This is a genomic window from Sphingobium herbicidovorans (genome assembly GCF_002080435.1).
In the GTDB taxonomy this organism is placed as follows: Bacteria; Pseudomonadota; Alphaproteobacteria; order Sphingomonadales; family Sphingomonadaceae; genus Sphingobium; species Sphingobium herbicidovorans.
In genome coordinates this window covers 348,234-367,227 of sequence record NZ_CP020538.1, presented here as the reverse complement: position 1 = coordinate 367,227, position 18,994 = coordinate 348,234, and the positions used below count along the sequence as shown (strand labels likewise).

Here is an 18,994-nt window from a genome sequence, read left to right as displayed (position 1 = left end):
ATGGCGTGACATTTGGGGGAGGGGCATGGACCCGCTGCGCAGGCAGCGGGCTCGGTCAGCGCCGGTCAACCAGGTCAGCGCGCCTTCACAAATTCCAGTGTGCCGCGCGCCCGTAACTCCGCCTGGCTGAGCCGGGGACCGCGTTTGAGCTTAGTCCCGCCCAACCGGCGCCCATCGATCTTCACAGTTGCCTCCGGTTCGGGGAACAGGTGCGTGGGCTGGTCGCGGCGGGTAGGGGCATTATTGTTGCGCTGCCGATGATGCGGGGCGATCGCCTGGATCTGCTTCGCCAGCAGCAAGGCCGCGTCGAGATGGCGGTTGTCCACGATCGCGGGCTGCTTCACCTGACGCATCTTGTCGAACTGGCGATAGGGCAACACATGGCCCTCATGCTGGATCTCCAGCCGGCCATCGGGATATTCGCACACCAGCACCCGCTTGCGCACCAGCTCCCTCGCGATTTCGGTCGGTTCCAGGATGAACATCGTCTTGTTGTAATGGAGCGTTAGCGCCGCCGTGACTGTCCGCTGTTCGCGCCACACCATGATCGCGTGCAGATCGTCATGCGGGGCAAGCGGACGGTGGAGATCACGACTGTCGAAAGCAGGACGAGCGAAGCGCGCATTGTGGCGAACCATATAGCTCGGCAGAAAAGCGTTCGCTTCTCCAATCGACGATATGCCCTCCAGCCGCATCGCCTTGACCAGCCGGTCCTGCAGCGTGCCATTGGCCCGCTCAACCCGGCCTTTGGCCTGCGGCGAGTTGGCGCAGATGATCTCGATGTTCAGCGCATCAAGCGCGCGGCCGAAATGCGTCATGCCATCGCCGCGCGCCGCGCTGGCGCGGGAATTGCGGAACACGCTGTGCTGGTCGGAGTAGAAAGCCACCGGCTTGCCGTGCCGCTCGATATAGGCGCGCGTTGCTTCCATGTAGGAAAAGGTACTCTCGCTCTCGACCATCTGGAGATGCATCAACTCACTGGTCGCATCGTCGATATAGACGAGCAGGGTGCATTGCGGGCCGCGATCCTCGAACCACCAATGCTTCGAACCGTCGATCTGGACCAGTTCGCCGCGGCAATCCCGCCGGTAACGCGGCTGATATGGGCGCGGGCGACGCGCTGCTCGATCCTTCCACAACCCCGCCTCGATCATCAGCTTGCGCAGCGTCTCACGGGAAATATGCACATCATGGCGCTCCGCCAGATACTCGGCGGCCAGCGTCGGCCCGAAATCATGATAATGCTCCCGGACCAACGCAATCGCATGGTTGCGAAAGCTATCGCCAAGCCAACGGTTGCTACGGCGCCCGCGACGACGCGAAACCAGGCCTGGCGCACCGTCTGCACGCATGCGTATCAGCAACCGATAAACCTGCCGCCGGGACAATCCGAGCAGCGTCGCTGCATCCTCGGCTCGCAACTCGCGACGTTCAACCCGTAGTAGCGTATCGAAGCGTGTAAGCTCGCCATGGCTCATGGATACCACCGTCATCCGCGCACTCCCTGCATCCAGGGAGCACCATGCCACCAGTGACATCTCTAATTTGCAGGGGGTGACATTTCTAAATGGTGCTTACACTATGAAAGATTGATAATAGGGATTATGTTAATAGCAGTACCACAACTGTCCATGTCCAGTGTGTCCACGGTGAGGGCGGAAAGCTTGCGGTCCGGGGCATGTTTCAACAATATCTGCCACCATGTCCACTGCGTCTTCACCGTCGCCTTGGCAGGCCGCGCGCATCGAGTTGCCCGATGGCCGTCGATCGTGGACGGTGCTGGATGACCGCGGCGATATCGTCGAGTGCTGTCGTCGCTGGATCGTTCATCTTGAGCAGACTCACGCGTCGCCCAACACCGTTCGGGCCTACGTCCGCCATGTCGTCGAGTTCGCGAATTTCCTGAGCGCGAACGACGCCGGGCTCCACCAGGCTACGGTGCCGCTTTATGATAGCTTTCTGGGTTGGCGGCTCGCCACGCGCAAAGACGCCTTGCCGAGTCCCCGGTTGGTCTTGCTGGGAAAGCAGGCAACGAGGGTCCTGGCTCCTGCGACGCGGAACCAGATCCAGCTTGCGATCAAATCATTCTACCGCTTCTTCAATGGTACCGACGACTTTACGATCGATACGGCCGAGGTTGCCAAGGCTTACGACGGTCATCGCATCTACAAGCCTTTCCTGGAGCACATCAGCCAGCGCCGCACGACGCGACGCAAGGACCGTTACCTGTCCGGCGATACCGGGCGCATCCAGCAGAAGGTACTCAAGAAACGGCTGACACCGATCGAGGTGCTGAGGCTGATCGAGGGCTGCAACCTGGCTCGTGACGCGTTCCTGATCGTGCTGCTTTACAATACGGGCCTGCGGATCGGCGAAGCGTTGGGCCTGCACCATATTGATATCGATCTGCTGGAAAAGGTCATCTGGGTCATTCCACGCGAGGACAACAGCAATGGCGCCCGCGCGAAATCCGGTCGGACACGCGGTGTGCCGGTACATGACTATGTGCTCAACATGTACGTCGATTATCTGACCAGCGACGAATATCTGCCCGCCTTTGAGTCGGGCAGCGAATATGTCTTCGCCAATGTCAGGGCCGGCGAGATCGGACATCCCATGAGCCTGTCCTACGCCCAGAAGCTCAAGGGCTTGCTGAAGCAACGCACGCATATCGACTTCAGCTGGCACATGTTCCGCCACAGCCATGCCTCCGAAGCGATCGCGGCGGGATACAGTCTGATCGAGGTCGCTGATCGCCTGGGGCATGCAAGTCCGCAGACGACAGCGGCCTTCTACCAGCACCTGTTCGCTTCGGAAATCCGCGGGCTTTATCTCAACGGCCCAGAGCAAGTGCATGAAAGGCTTGAGAAACTCCGTGAGGCCGAGCTGCTGGGAAAGGATCTGCGATGGTCATGAAGCCGTTGGCGGTGGTGGGCGGAACGCCGCACGAAACCGAGCGCTACCACAACTGGCTCGGCGCCAGGCTCGCAGAAACATCCCCCCTTCTCGTCGCCAATCCCGTCTGGTCCAAAAGCCTGATGACCGAAGTGTTCGGCCATCCCTGGCTCAGCCTGACATATGCTCGCTTGTCGCTCGACAGCCAGGTTCCGGTGCTGACCAATGAGATCAAAACTTATCTGGTGGCCTCGGTGCTCGATGATCGCAAGGCCGATGCCCATTGGTTCCAGCGTCGGATCCCGGTGATCCAATATCTGGTTGAGGAAGGCGCCAGCCTGCTTCAGCGCTTTGACGCGGCTTGTCTTGCTGATATCGCTCATCCAGACTTCGCCCCCGCAGCTGACGGAGCCGGATCTCGATGCCATAACGAGGAAGTCCTGGCCCTTTATGCCGCGTGGTATGGCGAGCGGCATCAGCGCCGTAGGCAGAGCCAGACACGCCATTGGATCCGCGACGGAGAAATCGTAACCAGCCACTATCGGGCACCGGAAGTGCAACTGTTCGGCGAGATCCATCGTTTTGCGGTCGTAAACCGCGCGCAAATGGCAGCCCTGACCGAACGCGACATCATCCTGCTCAACGATCTGTACAGCGAGGAAGACACGCGCTTCCGTGATCGGCAGCGCCGCAGCGACAGCTATATGAACTTCCTGTGCTTCGAGCCGTGGTTGCGGCCGTTGATGCGAGCGTTCCTGCTGGACAAGGTCGCGCATGGCGAACTCGCCCCGGGCACTGTCGTAAAAATGCTGTCGCGATTACGGCTGTTCGCTCGGTTCCTGCGTGACGCCGGCATCGCTGATGCCAGGCAAATCAATGACCTGACGATGGAGCGCTACCTGGCATGGGGCAATGCCCACGATGCCAAGGGCAAGAACTGGTACACCGACATCGTCCAACTCATGCGCGCAGCGCCGGTTCTGCTGCCTGGGCAATGGCCGCGGATCGCGCTCGACAAGCGGGCTGCACGGCGGATCCATTACAAGCAGGCTCCGGACGATCCTCGTAACCGGCTCTATGCTTCACGCGAAGGCGCCAATCGGGCGGCGCCCCCGGAAGCCTTGGCGGCGATGATGACGAAGTTGGACGAACTGCCGGTACCGATCCCCGCCATCTTCACGATCGGGTTGACGACCGGCGCTCGCGCAGAAGATCTGCACGCCCTGCTCTTCGACTGCTTGCAACCCGATCCGCATGATGGCCGGTTCATGATCTTCACCTTCTGGCAGAACAAGGTCAGCCGCTGGAATAGCAAGCCCTTGCTGGTGACCGATCCCGCGCATCAAACGATGATCAAGCTGATCCAAGCCCAGCGGGATCATGTCAGGCAGCGCTATGGCAGTGCCACGAAATATCTGTTCCCCGTCTTCTACGGCAAGCGGGAAACGTTCCTTGGTTATCACTGGACGTTGCAGGAGCTCAAAAAGCTATGCCTCACCCACCACATCGTCGATGGCGAAGGCAGGCCGTTCGACTTCTCCTGGCATCCGCTGCGCCACCATCGGGGGACGCAAATGGCGGCCGAGGGCCATGATATCCTGAGCATCATGTTCGAACTGGGCCATGCTTCGCCCGACATGGCATCAATGTATGTCAACAAGCGCCTGGATCTTAAGAAGAACGCCCTGCTGCGCAAGGGCAGCGGCCAGTTCTTTACGATCGAAGGCAAGGTTGATGAAACAGTCGGTGAACTGCTGCTGCGCAAGGAAACCACGATGGCGACAAGGGTCTCTGGTGGCGCATGCACCCTACCCGGCCAGCTCGGCGAATGGTGCGAGCATGCCCATGCCTGTCTGACATGCCGGTTCTTCCGAGCCGACGGTGATGATATCGACCACTTCCGCTGCGAACGAGCCGGGCTCTACGTCGCTATCGAGGGCCTCGAACAGGAAGCCCGCAATTACGAGGAAAATGGCCAGGCCCGCATGGCCGACATCACCCGCAAGCGACTCCAACGCAACAAGGACGTGGTCCACAACACCGATACCATCATCCGTTCCATTGAGGAGGGCGGCCTCTATAAGGGCGCAAAGCAGCGCTACAAACCTGCCGCTGCTCGGGAGGAAGCGTTGCCATGATCACAGGACCTGATCGACGGATCGTGACCCTCGACAATGCCAGAAACCGGCGTAGCGCGGAAAAGCGCGCCGCCGTCGAGGATGCGATCCTGCGCTTGCGCGACAGCAAGCAGGCGGTGACGTTCGTCTCAGTGGCCCGGGAGGCCAAGGTCAGCCGGCAATATCTTTACAACAACTTCTGCGATGAAATCGGTGAGGAACGCACGGAAACCCGGTCGGAAACCGAGGTCATCAATGGCAAGAAGGTGCCCTTGCGCACGCCCGAGGAATATCGCCACATCGAAGCTGCCCTGCGCAACAAGATCGAGCGTCTGGAATCTGATCTGAGGGACACTCGTGCCGAAAAGGCCAAGGCTGACCGGACCGCCGAACGCGAGCGCGGCAAAGCCGAATACTGGCGCCAGCTCTACACCGCCGCCCTTGCGAGGGTCTCGCCGGGACAAGCCCCGGCGTCCCTACCCTCGGCGGACGACTGAAACGCTGAGCATGGATCGGGTTACGATCAGGGGAGTCGGAAGTGCGCCGCCTTCGGCGTCTTGCACTTCCAACTCCCCTGATCGTCCAAATTATGAGCGAAACACAATGGACAGGCGTTTTGCCATAACACCCTGAAAATAAACCTAAAGACACCTCTTGGTGTGGATATATGTTAAATCCAATATCCCACCATGGGCTCGTCAGTCCTCTCGGATAAGGCTGTGCTGTCGGGTGTCCCGCATACGGATGTAGACGATCAGCGAGATCCCGATCATCACCGTGACATAGACATAGAAGGCTTCCTCAATCCCGATCTGCTTGAAATACAGCGCGACAAACTCCGCCGTGCCGCCGAACAGCGTGTTAGCCAGCGCATATGGCAGCGCCACGCCAAGAGCACGGATATGGGCCGGAAAAAGCTCTGCTTTGACCACCGCGTTGATCGATGTGTAGCCAGTAACGATGATGAGTCCTGCCATGACCAAAAGCCCGGCGACCACCGGGTCGCGCGTCTCAGCCAGCGTAGCGAAGATCGGATAAGTGAACAGCAAACCGAATACGCCAAAGGCGATCATCAGCGGCTTGCGACCGATGCGATCGGACAATGCCCCTGCGATGGGTTGCAACATCATGAAAACAAATAATGTTATACCATTGATTTGCGACGCAGATTCGCGGCTGAGTCCGCTCGTGTTCACCAGGAATTTCTGCATGTAGATCGAATAGGCATAGAAGGCGATCGTCCCGCCTGCGGTGAGGAGCATCACCGTCAGCGTTTCCTTGGGATGCTTGGTTATGAGTTCGATAAAACCGGAACGCGGCGCCCCTTCCGCCCTCGCCACTTTGAAGCTCTGCGTTTCGCTCAGGCCTCGACGCAGCCAAAAGACGACAACCGCCAGACCTCCACCGATCAGGAACGGTATGCGCCAACCCCAATCGTCCAATTGCTGATCGCTAAGCACGGCCTGGAGAACAAGCAGCACACAGATTGCCGCAAGCTGACCTGAAATCAACGTAACATACTGAAAGCTTGAATAAAATCCGCGCCTATCGCGACCGGCCATTTCCGACAGATAGGTTGCGCTGGCGCCATATTCGCCACCAATCGACAGGCCCTGGATAAGACGCGCGATGACAAGAAGTATCGGCGCACCAACCCCGATGACTTCATAGCCCGGCGTCACCGCGATGAGCAGCGAGCCGGCGCACATCAGCGCGACCGACAGCGTAAGGCCGCTCTTTCGCCCGTGCCGATCCGCGTAGACACCCATCGCCCAAGCGCCGATCGGCCGCATCAGAAAACCAACCGCAAAGATGCCCGCGGCGCTTAGAAGCTGCGCCGTGCGATCCTCACTGGGGAAGAAATGCGGGGCGAAGTAGAGGGTGAAGGCGGCATAGGCATACCAGTCATACCATTCCACCAGATTGCCGGTCGATCCGCCAACGATCGCCTTCAGCCGTTCCCGCTGCGTGGGCGGGCGATGGGGCAACGGAGCCGTCATGGTGTCAGCACCATTTCGCCGTCCTGCACGCCCCAGCTTTTCAAGCGCGACAGCAAATTCATGCCAATGACATTGACCTCTCCGAACGCGGGCGAGATGACGATGGGCAAGTCGCTGGACCGTATCGGGCCGATGGACAGCGTGGAAATGGATGATCGTTTGGCGTCGATCTTTCCATTGGCGGTGAGCATCGGCACGCCCGGCGCGGCCAGGTCGAAATTAAGACCGGCGGCGCGTGCGGATGTGACCGACAGGGCGGTGATGCTGGCGCCGCTATCGATAAGAAAGCGCGTGGACGTTCCGTTCACGCTGCCTTCCACCCAAAAATGGCCATCGGGCGCCATCGCGATGCGCAGGGCCTGCCCCTCCGCCCTTACCGGCGGCAAGGGTGCGTCAGTGCTGACGTTGGCGGAGAGGTCTCCCTTCATATCGTCTATTCTGCTGGAAAAGAGACCTGCCCCTTCCCCCATCTTGAAAAGAGCAAGCAGGAGCGCGAAGATAACGACCCAAAGCAGCGCCATGCGGATCATGCCATGCCGGGGTCCGCGACGGGCAACAAGGGCAGACCCAACGAGCACGAGCGCCAGCACATACCAAAGGCTGGACATCGCCTGGTCGCCGTTCATGCCGTCAGTCCCCTTCCCCGCTCAGTTCGATCACCATACCGTCATAACCCGGTTCGACGCCATCGGGCAGGCTATCGCGTAATGTTGCATAGTCCATGCTCTGATCCATGTGGGTCAGGATGGAGCGGCGGGGCCGGACGGCAGCGATGCCGTCGAGCGTGAGGGCCAGATGAGGATGAGTGGGATGCGGCTTTTCCCTCAGGGCATCGACAACCCAGATGTCCAAGTCGTCATATAATGCGACCATCTCCGGCGTTAATGCATGAAAATCAGTAGCATATCCGATGGAATTGCCGCCGTGCGTAAAACGGAATCCAGTGGAGAATATCTCGCCATGAGGCTGGTCGGTGCAGGCGATGTCTATATCGCCAATGCGCAGGCCATCGGGCAGCACATGCGGTTCGATCGTCGGGCGATAGCCCTGCCGCCCTTCAAAGGCATAAGCGAAACGCTCGTTCAGCAATTTCAACGTCTGGCGGCGAGCATAGCCTGGCACGGGCGTACGGCGGTGATGGAAAAGCTGGCGCACATCATCAATGCCATGGCTGTGATCGGCATGATCATGGGTCCATAAAATCGCATCGATATGGATAACGTCCGCTGCCAGCAGCTGAGCACGCATGTCCGGCGATGTGTCGACCAGAACGCGCGTCGTCGGGCTTTCGACCAGGATCGAGACCCGGGTGCGCCGGTTTTTTGGCTCGCCAGGATCGCATGCTCCCCAGTCATTGCCGATCCGGGGCACGCCCGACGAAGTGCCGCAGCCCAGGATGGTGAGCTTGAGGCTCATGCGCCTTGCGGGATCCCGATCTTGCTGAACAGCGTCCGAAAATTGGTGGAGGTCGCATCGGCCAGTTCATCCACGCTCTGTCCCCGAAGGGCGGCAAGGAACCTGGCGGTATCGGCGACGAATGCTGGTTCACAAGGCTTACCGCGATGGGGCACAGGGGCGAGAAAGGGCGAGTCCGTTTCGATAAGCAGTCGGTCGAGCGGTAAGCGGGCGGCGGTTTGCTGGAGGTCCTTCGCGTTCTTGAAGGTCACTATGCCGGAAATGCTGATGTAAAAGCCAAGGCCCAGCGCCGCGTCGGCGAAAGAGTCGCTCGCCGTAAAGCAGTGAATGACGCCGGGATAGGCCCCCTTTTCCATTTCATCGCGCAGGATTTCGAGCGTGTCCTCTTCAGCGTCGCGGGTATGGACGATCAACGGCAGGCCGGTTTCGCGAGATGCGGCGATATGGGCGCGAAAGCTGTTCTGCTGGCGCTGGCGATCGCTATGATCATAATAATAATCCAGCCCGGTTTCGCCGATCCCGATCACGCGCGGGTGGGCCGCGCGTTCCACCAGTTTGGCGGTATCAACATGCGGATGCTCGTCGGCTTCGTGCGGGTGGATGCCAACCGTCGCCCATACATCCGGTTCGCGCTCTGCGGTCGAAAGAACGGCGTCCCATTCGCTTTCGCGGGTGGCGATGTTGAGCATAACATCGACGCCAGCTTTCCGCGCGCGCTCAAGCGCATTCTCCTGATCTTCGATCAAGCCTTTGTAATTCAAGTGACAATGGCTGTCGATCAACATGGCGTCACGCGTCTGCTTCAGTCAATTCGAGACGGGGGAAAAGGGGCTTGGGCGGGCTGAGCACAAAGCCGGTGGCGCACAGTTGGGTATAGAAATCGGAACCAATTGCGCCGTAAATCCGCCTTTCCCCGCCTATCCCCATCTGGTCCAGCAGCGACTTTGCGCTGACCGGGATGACAGGCTGGATGATGATGGCAAGACCGGCAATGGCTTCGTACAGGGTCGCCAGCACGGCTTCCATGCGGACGGGGTCGGTCTTGCGGAGCGCCCAGGGCGCCTGCGCATCAATGTAGGCGTTGCAGGCAAAGACAGCCCGCATCCATGCCTCTATCGCGACCGATGGCGCCAGATCCGACATCGCTGCCTGAAAGCTGCTGGCGGCGTCCGCGATGGTCGTGAGCAGGTCACTATCGACATCCTGAGGCGCAGGCTGCGGCAGGCGCCCTTCGAGGTTCTTCGCGATGAAGCTCAGCGTCCGTTGCGCAAGGTTGCCAAAGCTGTTTGCCAGATCGCTGTTGGAGCGCGCCACGATGGCTTCGGCGCTATAGCTGCCGTCATTGCCGAACGTGACTTCCGACAGCAGGAAATAACGCAGTTGGTCGACGCCGAACCGATCGGCCAGCTCCATGGGGTCAGCGACGTTGCCGACCGACTTCGACATCTTCTCACCACGATTGAGCAAGAAGCCGTGGCCGAAGACCTGCTTGGGCAGCGGCAGTTTTGCACTCATCAGGAACGCTGGCCAGTAAACAGCATGAAAACGCACGATATCCTTGCCGATAATGTGCGTGATATCGCCACCTTCCGACCAGTAACGAGCCATGCGATCAGCATCGTCGGGATATCCGCAGCCGGTCAGGTAATTGGTGAGCGCATCGACCCACACATACATGACATGACCGTCATTGCCCGGCACCTTCACGCCCCAGTCGAAACTGGTGCGCGAAACGCTGAGGTCCGACAGGCCACCTTCCACAAAGCGCATGATCTCGTTGCGGCGGCTGTCGGGCTGGATGAAATCAGGCTGGCTATCATACAGGTCGAGCAGCTTCTGCTGATAGGCGGAGAGGCGGAAGAACCAGCTTTCCTCAACTGTCCATTCGACCGGGGTGCCCTGTGGCGACAGCTTTTCGCCGCCATCTCCTTCGACCAGTTCCTTTTCATCGTAGAAGGCTTCGTCGCGGATCGAGTACCAGCCTTCATAGCGCCCCAGATAAAGGTCGCCATTCGCCTCCATCGCCTGCCATATGGCCTGAGACGCGCGGTGGTGATCAGGCTCGCTGGTGCGGATAAAGCGATCATAGCTGATATTCAGCCTGTCGTTCATGTCCTTGAAATATCCTGACATTTCATCAGCCAGCGCATGCGGTTCGATGCCCCGGTTGCGGGCTGTCTGGGCCATTTTCAGGCCATGCTCATCCGTGCCGGTCTGGAAGAACACATCGCGACCCATCATCCGCTGGAATCGCGCGATCGCATCGGTGGCGATCACCTCATAGGCATGGCCGATATGCGGGCGACCGTTAGGATAGCTGATGGCGGTGGTGATCGTGAAAGGCTGCGACATGGGCCTTCCCTAGCGGCAGTTGCGGCTCTCGCAAAGCCCGCTTTTCAGCGCGGATCAGGGGCGAGCGCGGCGACATGGCCGGCAAGTTCGAACGCGACGGCGGCGGGATCGAGCGAAAGAATGATCGCGCCGCCTGCCAGTTGGCGGGCTGCTTCCCACCGTTCAAGCGCAGTGCCAAGCGCGGGGCCGCTGCGTTGGCGGGCGGCATCGGCGATAAAGGCCGGCACGCGTTCCAGAAAGGCCTCGTAGCGCGGGCGGGCCGCCTTGCCAGACAGCGCCTTGGCCAGGATCAGGCGGTGACGATTGCCGGGATCGCCTTCCGTAGCGATGGCGCGGAGCATGCGGTCGATGTCGGTTATGTCCAGGCCAGCATAACGCAGCGCCTTGCCCGGTGCGCCCTCGCCCAAAGCGGCCAGCGCATCGATTTCATCGGGCGGCAGGTCTGGCTGATCCCGACGCAGGACGGCGCGCATCGCCTCCTCGCCCAGCGGATCGAAGCGAAGAGTGCGGCAGCGGGAGCGGATAGTCGGCAACAGGCGACCGGGAGCATGGCTGACGAGCAGGAAGAGCATGTCCGTCGGCGGCTCCTCCAGAGTCTTGAGCAGTGCGTTAGCCGCGCCGCGTTCAAGATCGTCTGCGCTATCGATCATGACGATCCGGCGTGATGAGAGCGACGGGGCGGACTGGATCAACCGCTGAAGACCGCGCACCTGATCCACCGAAATGTTGCGCGCGGTGCCGCTTTCCTTTTCCAGGCAGTAAAGCTCCGCATAGTCTGGATGGGCATCCGCTTCCACCAACTTGCGGATCGGGTGATCCGTGGGGACCGCAAGACCCGCCCCTTCGGGCGCGGGACCGGCGGCTTCGGCGAGCAGGCGCATGGCCAGGGCGCGGGCAAAACTGGCTTTACCGATTCCGCGAGGGCCAGCCAGTATCCAGCCATGATGCATGCGACCGCTGCGCGCGGCGGCAAGCAGCATGTCGGCTTGTGCGTCGTGGCCGAGAATGACGGTCATGGAATAAGGTCGCTTAGCGCATCCATGAGCCGCAAGGTCACGGCTTCAGGATGGCCCGATGCGTCGATGGTGCGTATGCGGCCGGGCTCCTGCGCGGCGAACTTGGTGAAGGCGCTTGCTACGCGCGCGTGAAAAGATGCGTCGCGACCGCCGATGCGATCGGTTGCATCGCCGTCCCTGGACCGTGCGCGTTGCTGTGCTTCGGCTTTCGGCAGGGCGAGAAAAAATGTGCGGTCAGGCAGAAAGTCTCCGCTGCCAATGCGGTGGAGCTCCAATATATCGGCGTCGTTGAGATCGCCCATGCCCTGATAGGCGCGGCTGCTGTCCAGAAAACGGTCAGACAGAACCCACGCGCCTCGTTCCAACGCCGGGCGGATCGTCTTTTCGATATGGTCCGCACGGGCAGCGGCGAAAAGCAGGGCTTCGGCGCGAGCACTCCAGCGATCGGCTTCGCCCGTAAGGAGCAGCGCGCGGATCGCCTCTGCACCGGCGCTGCCGCCGGGCTCACGGGTTTCCACAACGTCAATCCCATGGTCACGCAGAGCAGAGGCTAGCGCGCGCAATTGGGTCGATTTGCCCGCGCCCTCGCCGCCTTCCAAGCTGATGAAACGGCCCCGCGTCACCCGAAGAAGGACTTCAGGCCGTTCCAGAGCCGCCCGAATATGCCAGCCTCGGACACTTCCTCGCCAGCGACCAGCGGCAGGACCTGCGGCGGCGTATCAGGGGTGGAAACGATAAGCTCGGCGATCTTCTGTCCCTTGGCGATGGGCGCTTTGATCGGGCCGGTATAAGCGACCTTGACGGAAATATTGCCGGAAGCGGTGCGGGGCAGCGTCACGGCCATGTCCCGCGGCGCGACCAGCGGCACGCTGGTAGCGCTACCGAGTTGGACCTCCGCGGTTTCGACGGTCTGGCCCTTCTTGAAAAGCGGCTGGGCTTTCCATGCCTTGAAGCCCCAATCCATGAAGCGCACCGATTCGGCTATGCGGCCGTTGAAACTGGTCAGGCCAGCCACGACCATGACCAGCCGCCGGCCATCCTGTTCGGCAGAACCCGTGAAGCCATAGCCTGCTTCCTGGGTATGACCGGTCTTGAGCCCGTCGGCGCCCGCGATCTTGCCCAGGATAGGATTGCGGTTGCCCTGCGCAATGTCAGCTCCGCCCATCGTCTTTCCCCAGGTGAAGGCGCGCGTGGAGTAGAAGCGTTTGTAGAGATCCGGCGTTTCTTCAATCGTCGCCTCCGCCAGAAGGGCCAGATCTTCTGCGGTGACATAGGTAACGCCTTCATCCGGCCACCCGTTGCTGGTGCCGAAATGGCTGTTTTTCAGGCCGAGCCGTTTGGCTTCGTCGTTCATCAGCGCGACGAACGCCTGCTCCGTTCCGGCGATGCCCTCGGCCAACACGACGCAAGCATCATTGCCGGACAGCGTGACGATGCCGTGCAGCAGATTCTCCACCGAAACCTGCTCACCGGCCGACAGGAACATCGTCGATCCCGCGGCAGGGCCGTGCCACTGCTTCCATGTTTCGGGACGCACGGTGAATTTCGTGTCGAGCTTCAACTCGCCCTGCTGGATCAGCCGAAAGGCGACATGGGCCGTCATCATCTTCGCCATCGACGCAGGGGGAATGCGCGTTTCGCCGCCCTTGTCGTATAGCACCGCGCCTGAGGAAAGGTCCTTCATATATGCGATGGGCGCCTCGCTCGTATAAGGCGGAGCGGCGGCCGTGAGCGGCTGCGCCAGCAATCCGACAAAGAGGATGGCGGCTACGGACTTTTTCATGAGGACTGCCTTCGCACTGATGGATTCGGGATGAGAGAATGCCCTGTTCCTGTCATTAGCCATGACAGACACATTCTCAAGAGGTCTGGCACAGGAGGAAGCCTCCTGGCGCCACTATTGCCTGACCGCGTCGGCTAGCAGTCCCACCGACAGCGCATAGAAATTCGAGCAGTTATAATCGAGGATCGCTCGATAATTGCTGGTGAGCAGATAGGCCGTCTTGCCAGGGCCATCGGGTTCCAGCAGCGTGGCCATCACGCTGTCCGCAGGCCAGCCTCCGCCGGTCGGCACGATCCCACGGCTACGCCATTCGGCCATGGTCAGCCAGCGGCTGTGACGGTTGAAAACGCGCGGGCACCGAGCGGGCGCGGTCCGTGCAGTTACGCTGCCACGGTCGAAGCCCGCTGGCACAGACACGGCGACCCCCCATGGCTGGCCGCGCCGCCAACCGGCATTCACGAAATAATTGGCGATGGAAGCCAGCGCGTCGGCTTCGCTGTTCCAGATATCGACGCGCCCGTCGCCGTCGCCGTCCTTGCCCAGGCGCAGATAGACGCTGGGGAGAAACTGCGGGTAGCCGGTCGCCCCTGCCCAACTGCCCACGAGCCGGCTACGCGGCACGCCATTGTCGAGCATCTTGAGCGTGGCGAGCAGTTCAGGTTCGAACAGGCTCCGGCGGCGGCCTTCATAGGATAGCGTCGCCAAAGATCGGATGAGGTCGAAATCGCCGGTATAGGATCCATAGTTGGTTTCATGGCCATAGATCGCGACCATGATCTCTTCAGGAACGCCTGTCTCCGCCTCGATCCGGGACAGACGGGCGCGGTTGGCAAGATAGGCTGTCCTCCCCCGGCTGATGCGGGCGGCATCGACATGCTTGAGTCTGTAGGGTTCAAAATTGGGAATGGGAGAATAAGCCCCTCCCCCCGGCTGGCTCTGGTCAAGCTGAATGACGCGGGGGTTGGGCGTGAGCGTCGGAAATACGGAATCCAGGGTCGCCGACCGAATCCCCATGGCGCTGGCCTTCGGACGCAGGGTCTCCAAATAGCTGCGGAACCCGGCGTCCTGTGCCATGTCCTGCGCCATGCCAGGCCCCGCCATCAGGCTTCCCACCGAAACCACGGCGAAACGCAGCAGAAGCGAATGAATGGTTGAACGCATTAGAGAATCTCCCTTGCCCCTTTGTGGCACAGCGACATGGGGCGGCGAAATCCCCTCGTGGCCAACATTCTGCAAGAACGCGCTGAAATGCCATTTCGGTCATTTTACGCTTGGCTTACCCGGATGCTTCGCTAGGAAGCATCGCACGGACAGGTGGCCGAGTGGTTTAAGGCAGCGGTCTTGAAAACCGCCGTGGGTTTGCGCTCACCGTGGGTTCGAATCCCACCCTGTCCGCCACACCATATCGCGCGCTGCATCCACCTTAACTTGATGCGCATTAAGGATGCTTGTTTACCGTCATGCTATGAAGCAGTCTCTCAAGCGGAGGTTGCGATGTCAGGCGATATGGACGCACCTTATTTTTTCCGGCGTGCGCGGGAGGAAGCCGCCAAGGCAAACAATGCCTTGGCCCGACATGCGCCTGCTCAAGAAGTTGCCGCTCATCAGGAACTTGCATTGCGCTATAAGGTGAGGGCGTTGGCGGCCGCATCCTCACCTGACCAAGTTCTGCACGACGCCATGGAAAATTTTGAAATGCCCGGCGACGCCGGCACTGAAAAACGGACGCATTGAACCGCGACCGCCAGTGAAAGAGCGCCCCCGGGCAAGGGATGCCGGGGGCGCGATCTGTATGCTGTCGGGCATCCAAATCGGCTCGCCGTCTAGCAAAATAAGTCGATGCGGGCAATCCAGAGATTGGCATATCTTCCCGGTGACGTAGCGTCATTTCGGGGCAATTAATCGGTCGCCGGCTAAAGCCGATGGGTGAGACAAAAAGGCCAATTGCATTGGGCAACCTTTTCTTCACATGACAGCACGCGCCGCGAAGGCCGGATAAGGAACAAGGGAAACAGCACATGGTTGAGCCCGTCAGCAACTGGCCGCGCCGTTCCGCGATTGAAACCGGCGCGTTGGGGCGATGCCCGAGATGTGGCGACGGTCATATATTCCGCGGATTCCTGACGGTGCGCGATCATTGCGAGGTGTGTGGGCTGGATTATTCCTTCGCCGACCCCGCAGACGGACCAGCGGTATTCGTGCAATTATTCGCATGTGTCCCCGGCGTCATCTTCATCGTGATGCTGGAAATAATGGCCCGGCCGCCGCTTTGGGTGCATATCGCCGTTGGCATTCCCGTGCTGATCCTCACCACGATACTTCCCCTGCGACCGATCAAGGGATGGCTGGTTGCGGCGCAATATGTGACGAAGGCGCAGGAAGCGGGCACCGCTGACCTTTGGGCAAAGCTCCATAAAGATCGTGAAGACAAACGCGCCGAGTGAACCATTATCCAGCTCAGGCAGCGCCTTGAACAAAGCGAAGGCCGGAGCATGCATGTGATCTTGCGGCGCAGCGGAGATTGCTCTCTCCGCCTGTCAGGACAGGCGATCGATCGCCTGTCCCGCCTATTCTGCTTCTGATAGATTTGCGAGACGCGCAGGTTACCGGCGCTCTCGCATGTCAGACTGATTCAGATCGATCAAATCACCCCGGATCAGGCCAGCGCGCCGTGGCAATGCTTGTATTTCTGACCTGACCCGCAGGGACATGGGGCATTACGGCTGATGTCGAGATTGGCGAACTCGCCGGTCTGCGCATTCCCGACAGGCGGACGCGGAAGGGTCGTCGTGATGCTGCCCAACTGGCCAGCGTCGATGTCGCCACTGTTATCCTCACCCGAGAAGGGATCGATATGGGTGGTGATGAAGTCCGGCAGCACTGGCAGATCAAACTCTGGCAGGGGTTCTTCCATGCGGAACTGAACGCGCGCGATCGAGCCAGTCACGTCCTCGCGGATATTGCCGAGCATGCGTTCGAACAGGGCGAACGCTTCCTGCTTATATTCGTTGATCGGCGTCTTTTGAGCATAAGCGCGCAGATGGACGACCTGACGGAGCGCGTCGAGGGTGGAAAGATGCTCCTTCCAGTGATGATCCAGGCTTTGGAGCAGGATCGACTTTTCGATCATGTGCCAGTTTTCGGGATCGATCTCCTTTACCTTCTCGGCAACGGCCTCGTCGGCAAGAGCGTTCAGGCGCTCTTCGATCATTTCGGGATCCACAGCGTCTTCCGACAGCCAGGCATCGAAATCCGGCTCCAGCCCTAGAATTTCGGCAGCACGATCCTTGAGCCGATCGATATCCCATTGTTCAGGATATGTGCCGGGCGGGCAGGATGCGCCGACCAGGTCGTTGACGGTTTCGCGGCGCATGTCAGTCACGACATCATCGACTGTGTCGGCATCCATGATGTCGCTGCGCTGTTCGTAAATGACCTTCCGCTGGTCGTTCATGACGTCATCATATTCGACGACCTGCTTGCGGATGTCGTAGTTGCGCGCCTCGACCTTCCGCTGGGCGGTCTCGATCGCCTTGCTCAGCCATTTGGACGGAGGCAGCGCCTCGCCATCCTCCAGGTTCGAGCGGATCATCTTCGCGAACATCGTGTCCGGGCCAAAGATGCGCATCAGGTCATCGTCGAGGCTGAGGTAGAAGCGCGACAGGCCAGGATCGCCCTGACGCCCTGAACGCCCGCGCAGCTGATTGTCGATGCGACGGCTTTCATGGCGCTCGGTGGCCAGCACGAACAGGCCGCCAGCCGCGAGCACTTCTGCCTTCTCCGCTTCGATCTCGGCCTCGATGCGGGCGATGGCGGCTTCGCGCTCCGGCCCTTCGGGCATGTCGCGCAGTTCGTCCTCTACGCGCATCTCCAGGTTGCCGCCCAATTTGATATCGGTGCCGCGACCGGCCATGTTGGTGGCGATCGTCACCGCGCCCTTGCGGCCCGCCTGCGCCACGATATGCGCTTCGCTTTCGTGGAAGCGAGCGTTGAGGACGGCGTGCTTCACCCCTTCCTGATTCAGGAATTCGGAGAGCATTTCCGACTTTTCGATCGATACCGTGCCGACCAGGACCGGCTGGCCCTTTTCCTGATGTTCCCGGATCGTGCGGGCGATGCCGCGGAACTTGTCTTCCAGATTCTTGTAGAAGCTGTCTTCCTCATCGACACGCTGCACCGGACGGTTGGTCGGGATGGTGACGACGTTCATCTTGTAGATTTCGTAGAATTCCGTCGCTTCGGTCGCCGCCGTGCCGGTCATGCCGCCCAGCTTGGGATACATGCGGAAGAAATTCTGGAAAGTGATCGATGCCAGCGTCTGGTTTTCCGGCTCGATCTGGACCGCTTCCTTGGCCTCGACCGCCTGATGCAGGCCGTCCGACCAGCGTCGTCCTTCCATCATTCGGCCAGTAAACTCGTCGATGATGATGATCTTGCCGTCCTTGACGATATAATCAATGTCGCGGCGGAACATGACGTTCGCGCGCAGCGCCTGATTGACGTGATGAACGACAGCGGTGTTCTCAAAATCATAGAGGTTCGCGCCTTCGAGCAGGCCCGCATCCTCCAGCATGCGCTCGATCTTTTCGGTGCCATCCTCGGTCAGGGTGACGGTGCGCTGCTTTTCGTCCTTCTCATAGTCGGCGTCGTCAAGCCGCTTCACGATGGCATCGACAGCGACATATAGTTCCGACTTATCGTCGGTCGGCCCGGAAATAATCAGCGGGGTACGCGCTTCGTCGATCAGGATCGAGTCCACCTCATCCACGATCGCGAAATTGAAGGGCCGCTGCACCATGGATGCGCGGTCATATTTCATGTTGTCGCGCAGATAGTCGAACCCGAGTTCGTTGTTCGTCGCGTAGGTGATGTCGGCGTTATAGGCCTCCCGGCGCTGATCTTCCGACAGATTGGGTACGATAACGCCGGTGGTGAGGCCCAGGAAGCGATAAACCTGTCCCATCCAGTCGCAGTCACGGCTGGCGAGATAGTCGTTCACGGTAACAACGTGGACGCCCTTCCCCTCCAGCGCGTTCAGGTAAGTGGCGAGCGTGGCGACAAGCGTCTTGCCCTCGCCTGTGCGCATTTCCGCAATCTCGCCGCGATGAAGGACAATGCCGCCGACCATCTGCACATCATAATGGCGCTGGCCCAGTGTCCGCTTGGCGGCCTCGCGAACGGTGGCGAAGGCTTCAGGAAGCAGGTCGTCCAAGGTTTCGCCCTGCGCCAGACGCTCGCGAAAACGGACGGTCTGAGCCGACAGATCCTCATCGCTCATGGCGGAAATAGCGGGTTCGAAGGAGGCGATGCGCTCGACGATCTTGCCCAGCGACTTGACGTAGCGGTCGTTGGACGATCCGAAGACTGACTTGGCGAGTGCGCCGAACATGCAAGTTCCTGACAAAAGGGGGGCGC

16 protein-coding genes and 1 tRNA gene are annotated in these 18,994 nt (G+C 60.3%); 6 read left to right on the top strand and 11 right to left on the bottom strand.

Features of this window, described 5'->3' with window-relative positions:
- Window positions 1–74: 74 nt before the first annotated feature.
- Window positions 75–1,493: an ISNCY family transposase gene (locus B6S01_RS01710; protein WP_037463831.1), complete on the bottom strand. Its 1,419-nt coding sequence runs from the start codon at window positions 1,491–1,493 to the stop codon at window positions 75–77.
- Between the two features lie 208 nt (window positions 1,494–1,701).
- Between B6S01_RS01710 and B6S01_RS01705 the strand changes: the two genes are divergently transcribed.
- Genes B6S01_RS01705 through B6S01_RS01695 form a run of 3 tightly spaced genes read left to right on the top strand, consistent with a single transcriptional unit; the run spans window position 1,702 to window position 5,509 of the window.
- On the top strand, window positions 1,702–2,916 hold the full coding sequence (locus B6S01_RS01705) for a tyrosine-type recombinase/integrase (RefSeq protein ID WP_051908565.1): 1,215 nt from the start codon (window positions 1,702–1,704) through the stop codon (window positions 2,914–2,916).
- Window positions 2,913–5,033 (top strand): tyrosine-type recombinase/integrase, encoded by a 2,121-nt coding sequence (locus B6S01_RS01700; protein WP_234810779.1) that lies wholly within the window; start codon window positions 2,913–2,915, stop codon window positions 5,031–5,033. The genes B6S01_RS01705 and B6S01_RS01700 overlap by 4 nt, the downstream gene beginning before the upstream one ends.
- A gap of 23 nt (window positions 5,034–5,056) precedes the next feature.
- On the top strand, window positions 5,057–5,509 hold the full coding sequence (locus B6S01_RS01695) for a hypothetical protein (RefSeq protein ID WP_231568079.1): 453 nt from the start codon (window positions 5,057–5,059) through the stop codon (window positions 5,507–5,509).
- 201 nt (window positions 5,510–5,710) lie between these two features.
- Here B6S01_RS01695 and B6S01_RS01690 read toward each other — a convergent pair whose 3' ends face one another.
- The 9 genes from B6S01_RS01690 to B6S01_RS01650 form a co-directional block, all read right to left on the bottom strand.
- A complete protein-coding gene (locus B6S01_RS01690; RefSeq protein WP_037468708.1) occupies window positions 5,711–7,012 on the bottom strand; it encodes an MFS transporter in 1,302 nt (433 codons plus the stop codon).
- Window positions 7,009–7,638, bottom strand: coding sequence for a retropepsin-like aspartic protease family protein (locus tag B6S01_RS01685; RefSeq protein WP_037468707.1), 630 nt, complete (start codon window positions 7,636–7,638; stop codon window positions 7,009–7,011). Before B6S01_RS01685 ends, B6S01_RS01690 begins: the two co-directional genes overlap by 4 nt.
- Window positions 7,639–7,642: 4 nt before the next feature.
- Window positions 7,643–8,428, bottom strand: a complete 786-nt coding sequence (locus tag B6S01_RS01680) for an MBL fold metallo-hydrolase (RefSeq protein ID WP_037468706.1) — start codon at window positions 8,426–8,428, stop codon at window positions 7,643–7,645.
- On the bottom strand, window positions 8,425–9,213 hold the full coding sequence (locus B6S01_RS01675; RefSeq protein ID WP_037468704.1) for a TatD family hydrolase: 789 nt from the start codon (window positions 9,211–9,213) through the stop codon (window positions 8,425–8,427). The genes B6S01_RS01680 and B6S01_RS01675 overlap by 4 nt, the downstream gene beginning before the upstream one ends.
- A gap of 4 nt (window positions 9,214–9,217) precedes the next feature.
- Window positions 9,218–10,780: a methionine--tRNA ligase gene (metG, locus tag B6S01_RS01670; RefSeq protein WP_037468702.1), complete on the bottom strand. Its 1,563-nt coding sequence runs from the start codon at window positions 10,778–10,780 to the stop codon at window positions 9,218–9,220.
- A gap of 44 nt (window positions 10,781–10,824) precedes the next feature.
- The gene (locus B6S01_RS01665) at window positions 10,825–11,796 is read right to left on the bottom strand and encodes an AAA family ATPase (RefSeq protein ID WP_037468701.1); all 972 of its coding nucleotides are present in this window, start codon (window positions 11,794–11,796) and stop codon (window positions 10,825–10,827) included.
- Window positions 11,793–12,419 (bottom strand): dTMP kinase, encoded by a 627-nt coding sequence (gene tmk, locus B6S01_RS01660; RefSeq protein WP_037468699.1) that lies wholly within the window; start codon window positions 12,417–12,419, stop codon window positions 11,793–11,795. The genes B6S01_RS01665 and tmk overlap by 4 nt, the downstream gene beginning before the upstream one ends.
- Window positions 12,416–13,579 carry a D-alanyl-D-alanine carboxypeptidase family protein gene (locus tag B6S01_RS01655; RefSeq protein ID WP_037468698.1) on the bottom strand — a complete coding sequence of 388 codons (1,164 nt, stop codon included), beginning with the start codon at window positions 13,577–13,579 and terminating at the stop codon, window positions 12,416–12,418. Before B6S01_RS01655 ends, tmk begins: the two co-directional genes overlap by 4 nt.
- Window positions 13,580–13,693: 114 nt before the next feature.
- Window positions 13,694–14,740, bottom strand: a complete 1,047-nt coding sequence (locus B6S01_RS01650; RefSeq protein WP_037468696.1) for a lytic murein transglycosylase — start codon at window positions 14,738–14,740, stop codon at window positions 13,694–13,696.
- Window positions 14,741–14,887: 147 nt separating this feature from the next.
- Between B6S01_RS01650 and B6S01_RS01645 the strand changes: the two genes are divergently transcribed.
- The 3 genes from B6S01_RS01645 (at window position 14,888) to B6S01_RS01635 (ending at window position 16,023) form a co-directional block, all read left to right on the top strand.
- Window positions 14,888–14,977 (top strand) — tRNA-Ser (locus tag B6S01_RS01645).
- Window positions 14,978–15,073: 96 nt separating this feature from the next.
- Entirely contained in the window at window positions 15,074–15,313 is a 240-nt protein-coding gene (locus tag B6S01_RS01640; protein WP_037468694.1) for a hypothetical protein, read from the top strand.
- Between the two features lie 284 nt (window positions 15,314–15,597).
- Window positions 15,598–16,023: a DUF983 domain-containing protein gene (locus tag B6S01_RS01635; RefSeq protein ID WP_037468692.1), complete on the top strand. Its 426-nt coding sequence runs from the start codon at window positions 15,598–15,600 to the stop codon at window positions 16,021–16,023.
- 212 nt (window positions 16,024–16,235) lie between these two features.
- Here the strand turns inward: B6S01_RS01635 and secA are convergent, their stop codons facing one another.
- Window positions 16,236–18,968: a preprotein translocase subunit SecA gene (secA, locus tag B6S01_RS01630; RefSeq protein WP_037468690.1), complete on the bottom strand. Its 2,733-nt coding sequence runs from the start codon at window positions 18,966–18,968 to the stop codon at window positions 16,236–16,238.
- Window positions 18,969–18,994: the final 26 nt, after the last annotated feature.